At 69.1% G+C, this 9,119-nt stretch carries 7 protein-coding genes, 1 tRNA gene and 1 pseudogene; 5 read left to right on the forward strand and 4 right to left on the reverse strand.

The features are described from left to right. A pseudogene (locus tag C1J00_RS31810) lies at positions 1-347 on the reverse strand (MraY family glycosyltransferase); the annotation flags it as partial. A gap of 332 nt (positions 348-679) precedes the next feature. On the opposite strand from C1J00_RS31810, the gene C1J00_RS31815 reads away from it, so the two are divergent. Continuing rightward, positions 680-3,001, forward strand: coding sequence for a (Fe-S)-binding protein (locus C1J00_RS31815; protein ID WP_102912447.1), 2,322 nt, complete (start codon positions 680-682; stop codon positions 2,999-3,001). Positions 3,002-3,077: 76 nt separating this feature from the next. Here the strand turns inward: C1J00_RS31815 and C1J00_RS31820 are convergent, their stop codons facing one another. Beyond that, positions 3,078-3,446 carry a hypothetical protein gene (locus C1J00_RS31820; RefSeq protein WP_342751767.1) on the reverse strand — a complete coding sequence of 123 codons (369 nt, stop codon included), beginning with the start codon at positions 3,444-3,446 and terminating at the stop codon, positions 3,078-3,080. A gap of 499 nt (positions 3,447-3,945) precedes the next feature. Here C1J00_RS31820 and C1J00_RS31830 point away from each other — a divergent pair, with 499 nt between their 5' ends. From C1J00_RS31830 to C1J00_RS31840, 3 genes are all read left to right on the forward strand, one after another. Next, a complete protein-coding gene (locus tag C1J00_RS31830; RefSeq protein WP_102912449.1) occupies positions 3,946-4,206 on the forward strand; it encodes a GntR family transcriptional regulator in 261 nt (86 codons plus the stop codon). Positions 4,207-4,291: 85 nt separating this feature from the next. Further along, entirely contained in the window at positions 4,292-4,834 is a 543-nt protein-coding gene (locus tag C1J00_RS31835; RefSeq protein WP_102912450.1) for a GntR family transcriptional regulator, read from the forward strand. Between the two features lie 72 nt (positions 4,835-4,906). Further along, entirely contained in the window at positions 4,907-5,728 is an 822-nt protein-coding gene (locus C1J00_RS31840) for an inositol monophosphatase family protein (protein WP_102912451.1), read from the forward strand. A 44-nt stretch (positions 5,729-5,772) separates the two neighbouring features. Here the strand turns inward: C1J00_RS31840 and C1J00_RS31845 are convergent. Then, positions 5,773-5,847, reverse strand: a tRNA-Leu gene (locus C1J00_RS31845). A 296-nt stretch (positions 5,848-6,143) separates the two neighbouring features. Next, positions 6,144-7,028, reverse strand: a complete 885-nt coding sequence (locus C1J00_RS31850; RefSeq protein ID WP_102912452.1) for a DNA-processing protein DprA — start codon at positions 7,026-7,028, stop codon at positions 6,144-6,146. 465 nt (positions 7,029-7,493) lie between these two features. Between C1J00_RS31850 and C1J00_RS31855 the strand changes: the two genes are divergently transcribed. Beyond that, positions 7,494-9,026 (forward strand): VCBS repeat-containing protein, encoded by a 1,533-nt coding sequence (locus tag C1J00_RS31855; protein WP_102912453.1) that lies wholly within the window; start codon positions 7,494-7,496, stop codon positions 9,024-9,026. The last annotated feature ends 93 nt before the right edge of the window (positions 9,027-9,119 follow it).

The following is a 9,119-nucleotide window of genomic DNA, read 5'->3' on the forward strand; positions in this document are numbered from 1 at the left end:
CCCGTCTCCCCGTACGGCACGACACACGCGGCCGCCACGCCGGTGCCGGCGACCAGGACCCGCCGCCGCAGCCGCCACACGTCGTCGACGAGCCCGAGCAGAGCGACGGCACCCGCGGCGACGAGCACCCCCCGTGTGCCGTCGGCGGGCGGCGCGACCCCCAGCCACGCCCCCGTCCCCACGACCAGCCCGGTGACGAGCACGACGGCGACACCCCCGGACAACGGCACGTCCCGCTGCCGCCGCCGCTCGACCAGCCGCAGCCGCAGGGCCGGGGCCCGCAGGGCCACCGCGAGCAGGACGGTGAGGAGAAGGGCGGTGGCGGCGGCACTGATCCCGTAGAGCACAGTTATAAGTTAGGCAGGACTATGACATTTCGGTATGAACAACACGGATGAATGACACGGCAGAAGCGCGACCTCATCCCGACCGGATCGCGATCTCATCCCGGCCGGATCGACGACCTCACCCCGGCCGGATCGCGATCTCATCCCGGCCGGATCCGGTCGGTTTCTGAGGCAACCCTCAGCGATTCAGATCACTGCCCACCCGGCTACAGTGCGGCGGAGGATGAGGGTAGTCTCAGACGGACTGCATAAGTTACCGCTTAGTAATGTCGGGGAACCTGGAGAATGACAGGTCACCCCGCCGAAACCCCTCGCAGGCCCGAGGAGCCCCCATGCAACTCGCCGCGATCATCGTGTCGCTGGTTCTGACCGTGGTCGGCGTCGCGCTGCTCGCACGCGCGATCGGCCAGTTCGTCCGGTACTTCAAGCTGGGCCAGCCGGTCCCGGCCGGCACCCGGACCGACAACCCCTACCAGCGCAGCGTGACCCTGGTGAAGGAGTTCCTCGGCCACACGCGTATGAACCGGTGGGGCATCGTCGGTGTCGCCCACTGGTTCGTCGCCGTGGGCTTCCTGACCCTCCCGCCGACCCTCGCCCAGGCCTTCGGCCAGTTGTTCCAGGCCGACTGGGTGCTGCCGGTCATCGGTGAGTTCCTGCCGTTCGAGCTGTACATCGAGTTCATCGGCGTGATGACGGTCCTGGGCATCGCGGTGCTCATCGCGATCCGCCTGCTGAACCTGCCCAGCCGTCCGGGCCGCAAGTCCCGCTTCGCCGGCTCCAAGGCAGGCCAGGCGTACTTCGTCGAGTACGTCATCCTCACCATCGGCCTGGCGATCTACGTCCTGCGGGGCCTGGAGGGCGCGCTCCACCACGTCGACCACTACGAGGCGTCGTACTTCGCGTCGTACCCGCTGGTCCTCGCCCTCAAGGGCCTGTCGGTCACGGCGCTGCAGAACCTGGTCTACCTGGTCGCGATGATCAAGATCGGCACCTCGTTCGTCTGGATGATCGTCGTGTCGCTCAACACCAACATGGGTGTCGCCTGGCACCGCTTCCTGGCGTTCCCGAACATCTGGTTCAAGCGCGAGGCGAGCGGCGGCACGGCCCTCGGCGCGCTCCAGCCGATGACCTCGGGCGGCAAGCCGATCGACTTCACCGACCCGGGCGACGACGACGTCTTCGGTGTCTCCCAGGTCGAGCAGTACTCCTGGAAGGGCCTGCTGGACTTCTCCACCTGCACCGAGTGCGGCCGCTGCCAGTCGCAGTGCCCCGCCTGGAACACGGGCAAGCCCCTCTCCCCCAAGCTGCTGATCATGTCCCTGCGGGACCACGCGCACGCCAAGGCGCCGTACCTGCTGGCCGGCGGCGGCAAGACGATGGAGGGCGAGGAGAAGGCGTCGGCCGAGGCCCTCAAGGACGTCCCGGCGTCCGCGCTGGCGGAGGCCGAGCGCCCGCTGGTCGGCACGCTGGAGGAGAACGGCGTCATCGACCCGGACGTCCTGTGGTCCTGCACCACCTGCGGCGCCTGCGTCGAGCAGTGCCCGGTGGACATCGAGCACGTCGACCACATCGTCGACATGCGCCGCTACCAGGTGATGATCGAGTCGTCGTTCCCGTCCGAGGCGGGCACGATGCTCAAGAACCTGGAGAAGAAGGGCAACCCCTGGGGCCTGGCGAAGAAGCAGCGCCTGGAGTGGCTCAAGGAGGTCGACTTCGAGGTCCCGGTCGTCGGCAAGGACATCGAGGACCTGTCCGAGGTCGAGTACCTGTACTGGGTCGGCTGCGCCGGCGCCCTGGAGGACCGCGCGAAGAAGACCACGAAGGCCTTCGCGGAGCTCCTCCACATCGCGGGCGTCAAGTTCGCCATCATGGGCGGCGACGAGAAGTGCACCGGTGACTCCGCCCGGCGTCTGGGCAACGAGCCCCTGTTCCAGGAGCTCGGCATGGAGAACGTCATGGCGCTGAACATGGCGTTCGGCGAGGAGACGGACGACGAGGGCAAAGTGACGCCCGAGTCGGCGAAGCCCAAGTCGGCCAAGAAGATCGTCGCCACCTGCCCGCACTGCCTCAACACCATCGGCAACGAGTACCCGCAGCTCGGCGGCGACTACGAGGTCATCCACCACACGCAGCTGCTCCAGCACCTCGTCGACGAGGGCAAGCTGATCCCGGTCACGCCGGTCGAGGGCATCATCACGTACCACGACCCCTGCTACCTGGGCCGCCACAACAAGATCTACACGCCGCCGCGCGACATCATCGCGAGCGTCCCCGGCATCCGCAACGAGGAGATGCACCGCCACAAGGAGCGCGGCTTCTGCTGCGGCGCCGGTGGTGCGCGGATGTGGATGGAGGAGCGGATCGGCAAGCGCATCAACAACGAGCGCGTCGACGAGGCCCTCTCCGTCAACCCCGACATCGTCTCCACGGCCTGCCCGTTCTGCCTGGTCATGCTCACGGACTCGGTCAACGGCAAGAAGAACGAGGGCAAGGCGAAGGAGTCCATCACGGTCGTGGACGTCGCCCAGCTCCTGCTGGACTCGGTGAAGACGCCGGTCCCGGCGGAGTCCGCCGACGACGACTCGGACGACGACGAGCCGCCGGCGGGCACGTCGGACTCGGAGAACGCACCGGAGCCGGAGCCGGTGAAGTAGGCGGTCCCCGCGGTTCGTCCGACTGCTGCGACGCCCCCTGTTCCGAGTCATCGGGCGGGGGGCGTCGGCGTTCCCCCTACGGCTTACGGCCCGGGCTCCCGGCTCCCGGCTCCGGGATCCCGCCCTTCGGCTCCGGGGACCCTGCCCGTCGGCTCCCGGCTCCCGCCCTTCGGCTCCCGGCTCCCGGCTCCCGGCTCCCGGATCCCCGGCTCTCGGCAACGCGGAGGATGTCCCGCAGGGCCTCCGTGAGGCGCTCGGCCAGGAAGCGGAGTTGCACCTCGGTGGCATCCGGGAGCAGGTCCTCGGCGTGGGCGAGGAGTTGGGCGCCCATGTCGATCTGGGTCGCTTCGATGACGTCGGCCAGCCGGGACAGCCGTCCTCCACGACCGTCGGTGATCAGGTAGCTCGCCTTGCCCTCAGGTCCGGACCAGGGCAGGAGACGCACTGCGCGCAATCGCGGCCCATCTCCGGGCTGTGGCGACTCGAAGCCCGCGCTCATCAAGCGACCTCCGTCCGCTCGATCCAGCAGGGTCCCGGCAGGTCCGGTCTCAACGACACAGCGGTCAGCTCATGACGCCTTCGGCGTTGCTCATGAGCAGCAAGGTAGGGGCGCACGGTGACGGTGGAAGTGCCGTCCAGAAGAGTGTTCAGCCCGTACGGACTGCGGTGAGCGGGAAGTGGCCCCCACTCGGGGAAAGGTGCGGGGGGCATGGTCCCCGGTGGATGAGCGGTGGCGCGTCGTCTACGGGAAGGAGAGGCCAAGAGCCCCACCCACACCAGGAGACTGCGGATAAGGTCGAGCACGTCATCAGCTCCGATCGGCTTCGCTGGTGGCCACGCCCCCGGACGGCTCCACCCGTCGCGGGGGTTCTGCGTTTGGCAGCGCGGTCTACCGCAGTCTACTGCGGTCGCGCGGTCTACCGCAGAGTTTTAGCGTCCCCTGCATGAGTCCCGAGCTTGACCGCACCCGTCCGGTCTGGCGGCAGGTAGCCGCAGTCATCGCCGATCGCATCGCTGACGGGTCGTACCCCGTGGGCAGTCGGGTGCCGTCCGTCGTCGAACTGTCCACCGAGTTCGGCATCGCCGCCTCGACCGCGCAGAAGGCGTTGACTCACCTCAAGACGGAGGGACTCGTCCGGGCCGAGGTCGGTCTGGGGTCGTTCGTCGCGGAGCGCCCTTCGAAGCCCACGGACGGAGGAGCGTAGGCGGGGGCCTTGTTGCACGCCCGGACCTGGGGCCTTGAATTCGCGAACGGGTTTGTCAGGACCGTCGATTGCGCCGGAGGGCAACGTGAGCATGAGCAGGTGGGTCAGCACATCGATGCCGTATCTGGCACCGCGTGAGCGGGGGCAGGGCGATGCCTGGAGCGCGGAAGCCGCGGCCATGGGCCGACGTGGCTCCCAGCGCATCGTCCATGCCGGAGAGGTCCCCTCACCGGCTGAGGTCGCAGCACTGCTGGCGACCCCGGACGGGGAGCCGGTCGTCGTACGACGCCGCCTGATCCTCTTGGACGACGAGCCGAACGAACTGACCAATACCTACTATCCCGCCGCCATCGCCCGAGGCACCCAGCTCGCCGGCACGGCCAAGATCCGTGGCGGAGCTGTCACCCTGCTCGCGGAGTTGGGGCATGTCGGCGCTCTGGTCAGGGAGGACGTCACGGTCGGCCTTCCGGATGAAGAGGAGCAAGAGGTCCTGCGAATCGCCGCGACGGACCCCGTCCTGCGCCTCACCAGGCTCACCCTGGACCGCGAGGAGCGACCGATTCAGGTGGACCGTATGGTGATGCCCGCCCAGCGGCAGCAGTTGCGGTACGAGATCAGGATCGGATGACCGTGAACGCCCCCAGTCTGGAGCGGAAGCTGCAAGCATCTCGTTGGTGGCTCACCCCGATACTCTGCTCGCGTGATCAACTCACACGCAGGTTCCGATGATGCTGCGGTGGCGATAGCCGGTGCACGTGCCGGCGCAGACGTGGTGCGCAGCATGCACGGCCAGCGGCTCACCCGTATCGACAAGGGCGCCGGAGACTTTGCGACCGCCGCCGATGTCGAGGCCGAGAAGGCGATTCTCGCCGTCATCCGTGCCGCTCGTCCCGGTGACGCAGTTCTCGGTGAGGAAGGCGGGCAGCAGGGTGCCGCCGACGCCGTGCGCCAGTGGTTGGTGGATCCCTTGTGCGGCACGCTGAACTACGCCGTCGGCAACATGCTGGTGGCCGTCAACGTGGCGCTGCGCAACGGTGCGGCGGCGGTGGCCGACCCGTTCAGTGGCGAGGTCTTCTTCACCGACGGTGAGACCGCGTGGGTGCGGCAGGACGGAGTTGATGCACGGCTGGCGCCCACGTCCGCCACCCGGCTGGTGGATGTCAACCTGGATCCGCCGTTCCCCGGCGCGCCCGGGTTCCGGGCCGTGGACCTGCTGTGCCACCCCGAGTTCGTCGAGCGGTTCCGTCCGAGGGTCGTGTCAACGACGTTGGCGTTGGCCTGGGTCGCAGCCGGTAAGCGCGCCGCGTATGTCACCGACGGCGGTGACCTGTCCGGGAGTGTGCATTTCGCCGCCGGCTTTGCCGTGTGCCGGGCTGCCGGCTGCGTTGTCACCGGGATCGACGGCGCCCCGATCGGCGAGGCGGGCCGCGGGCTTGTCGTGGCCGCTGACACCGAGACCCATGACCTGCTGATGTCCGTCATCCGCAGCCGAAACGGGGGGCGTCGGGGTGTCGTGAGTTGAGGGGCGGTTCGTCGCCGGCGGGCGCTGTTCTGGCCTGAGGAAGGGGCGGGGCGGTCGGATTCGAACCGACGTCCTCCGAGATGCTGTCGCGGCGCACTACCTCTGTGCTACGACCCCGCCTTGTTGGTGATCATAATCCCCCGTTCATGCGCCCGCGTTCTCGGCGACGCAGACATACGTGCGGGGTTGCGCACCGCCCTCGTTCGGGAAGTCCAGGACGCCCGGTAGGTCATTCTGGTGCCTGGGTATGGTCTCCCCTGCTTGTTACGCGTGACGGTCACGGTAGGCCACATGTGTCACACGCGAGGTGGAGTGGGCGGAAGTGCGACATGGTCGTGATTCATCCGCAGGAACGTCCGCACGACATGGGAGGGACGTGCGGAACCGGCACCATCACGGCGCGCGGTACGCCCGTCTATGCCCAGGTGAGCTCGCCCGTGGTGGGTACGAGCGAGTCGAGTTGGCTGAAGACGTCATCAGGACCGTCGATGACGGTGGTGTTGGGTCGGCTCGCGTACTCCCGCGCCCATTCGTGCGTCATGAGAGAGCGCATGAGGAATACGCGGCGTCCATGTTCAAGCGCCAGGCGTGCCTGCATACGAGCGCCGCTGCGGTACGCCGCCTCCACCACGACGGTGGCGAGGCTGTATCCACTCATCACAGCGTTACGCATGGGGAATGACACTTTCGAGGGCGGTGCGTCAGGCCAGAACTGGGAGACCACAAGCCCCCGCTCGACGATTTCTCTCTGCAGGTCGGCGTTCTGCGCCGGGTAGGTTCGCCGGAGGCCGGTGCCGATGACGGCGACCGTGCGTCCGCCGACAGCGAGGGCCGTGCCGTGTGCGGCGGTATCGATTCCGGCGGCCAGGCCGCTGACAACGGTGACGCCACGCTCGGCCAGCCCGCCCGCGATGGCACGGGCATGTGCGATGCCCTCCGGGCTGGGGGCACGCGTACCGACGACCGCGACCCGAAGGTCGTCCTCGACGGGCGTTCCCCGAAGGAACAGGAACGGCGGACGCTGGTGGACCAGCCTCAGGTACAGCGGGTAATCGTCGTCCAGGATCGTCACCAGCCGCATGCCCTCGTGCTCCCAGGCCGAGATCTCCGCGGCGACGGAGTCCAGATCCACGGCAGGACCGGTGTCGAACAGGGCGCTCTGCCCCGAGGCGTCAACGGCATGCTCGAGAACGTCGCGGGCGCTTCCGACCGACTCGATCTGGTCGGTCAGCTCGGGCCAGGGCCGGTCGCCACGCCGCAGCAATGCGACGAGGGCGGCTCGCTCCAGCTCGTGGTCCATGTCGCAAGTATAGGAAGAACGTCCGCGGCAGCCGGTCACTCGCGGATTCGGGGCTCGCTCGGCGTCGGCGGAGAGGATGAGCGCAGTCCGATGAGTTTCCTGCGGGGGAGCGGTCATGCATACGCAAGGCAGTCCCAATCCCCCGGCCCCGGCCCTTGGAGCCCAGGAGCGCGCCCATGCGGCTGGAGCCGCTCACCGGGCAGGACCGTATGGCCTCGGTCGACGTGCGGTACCGGCCGAAGACCGCAGGACCCTCACCCCGACGACCGCCGGACCATCACCGCACACCCCGAGCCGCACCGGAAGTCAACCGAACTCACGTACAACCCTTACGTCCCTCCGCAGGTCTCTTGATCGCCGACCAGCCGTGAACGCCCGGACAACTCCCGGCGAACACGGACAGTCCGGCCCTCCATCGACTGTGGATGTCCGCCAGGCATCCCCCGCATGCAGCAGGAGACCCGCATGCAGCAGCACGAGCGCCCCTGCGGGCGCCGGCACACACCCGCTCACCCGCCCCGGCGCCCCCGCGTGCGGCTCGCCCTGGCGACCGCCGCCGCGGTCGCGCTGACGGGCACGCTGCTCTCGGCCACCGCGGCCGGCACGGCGACGGCCGCGGACGGCACGCACGCCCCGCGGGCCGACTTCGACGGCGACGGCATCGGCGACGTGGCGTTCTCCGCCTCCGGCGCGTACGTGAGCGGCAAGAAGGACGCCGGGCAGCTCGTCGTCCTGTACGGGACGAAGACCGGCGTTTCCTCCGCGAAGCGGTCCGCGATCAGCCAGAACACCACCGGAAACCCGGGCACGGCCGAGACCGGCGACGTGTTCGGCGCCGACAGCGCCTACGCCGACTTCAACGGCGACGGCTACGACGACCTCGCCGTCTCCTCCCCCCTGGAGGACGTCGGCAGCGACAAGGACGGCGGCGGCGTCGCGGTCCTGTGGGGCTCGGAGCAGGGCATCACCGGCAAGGGCGTCTCGATCGCGGACGCGGCCCCCACCAAGCACGACCGCTGGGGCCGCAACCTCGCCGCCGGTGACTTCGACGGCGACGGCAAGGCGGACCTGGCCGTCGGCACCACCTCCAACGTCATCCACGTGCTCAAGGGCGGCATCAGCGCCTCCGGCACGGCGGTCAAGGGCCGCTACAGCGTCAAGGCACCCGTCCAGGCGTCGGGCGAAGGCTCGGGGCCGCTCAACCTCACCGCAGGCGACGTCAACGGCGACCGCCGCACCGACCTGGTCGTCGACGGCTTCGAGACCGCCACCGGCCGGTACTGGAACGCCAACTACCTCCTCCCCGGCACGGGTTCCGGCCTGTCCGCCACCGGTGCCCGGCAGCTCAAGGCCGGTGTCATCACCGGCATCGGCGATGTCAACGGCGACGGCTACGGCGACATCGTCACCGGCATGTACTGGAACAAGGCCGACAACGGGGTGACCTTCCCCGAGGCCGCCGACGGCGGCAAGGTGTGGATCACCTACGGCGCCCCGGACGGCACCGGCGCCACCACCGGCATCACCCAGAACACGGGCAACGTGCCGGGCAGTTCGGAGAAGAACGACTACTTCGGCTACGAGCTGGACCTGGGCGACGTCAACGGCGACGGCTACCAGGACCTCGTGGTCGGGGTCGCGGGCGAGGACCTCGGCTCCGTCACCGACGCCGGGCAGCTCGTCGTGCTGTACGGCTCTCCCTCCGGCATCAACACCTCCTCCGGCACCCAGTCGTTCGCGCAGAGCACCGCGGGCGTCCCCGGCTCGGACGAGAAGGGCGACATGCTCGGCGCCGACGTGAAGCTCGACGACGTCACCGGCGACGGCCGCGCCGACCTACTGGCAGGCTCGTACGAGAACACCGGCAACGGCGCGGTCCTCTACCTGCCGTCCGACGGCACGAGGATCACCGCGACCGGTTCGCGCACCGTCTCCCCGAGCGCCTCGGGCGTCTCGACGACGGGCTACCCGAACTTCGGCGCCAACTTCGCCGACTGAGACACCCCCGCATCCCCCGGGCCGGGCCTTCCAGGCCCGGCTCTCTCCCGCCTCCCCAGGGGCCGGGCCTTCCAGGTCCGGCCCTCTCCCACC

The sequence above is a fragment of the Streptomyces cahuitamycinicus genome (assembly GCF_002891435.1).
Lineage (GTDB): Bacteria > Actinomycetota > Actinomycetes > Streptomycetales > Streptomycetaceae > Streptomyces > Streptomyces cahuitamycinicus.

Bases quoted from the DNA above. Each gene is read 5' to 3' on its own strand.
- C1J00_RS31855 (WP_102912453.1), top strand. From the start codon at position 7,494: ATGCAGCAGCACGAGCGCCCCTGCGGGCGCCGGCACACACCCGCTCAC.
- C1J00_RS31830 (WP_102912449.1), top strand. From the start codon at position 3,946: ATGAGTCCCGAGCTTGACCGCACCCGTCCGGTCTGGCGGCAGGTAGCC.
- C1J00_RS31815 (WP_102912447.1), top strand. From the start codon at position 680: ATGCAACTCGCCGCGATCATCGTGTCGCTGGTTCTGACCGTGGTCGGC.
- C1J00_RS31850 (WP_102912452.1), bottom strand. From the start codon at position 7,028: ATGGACCACGAGCTGGAGCGAGCCGCCCTCGTCGCATTGCTGCGGCGT.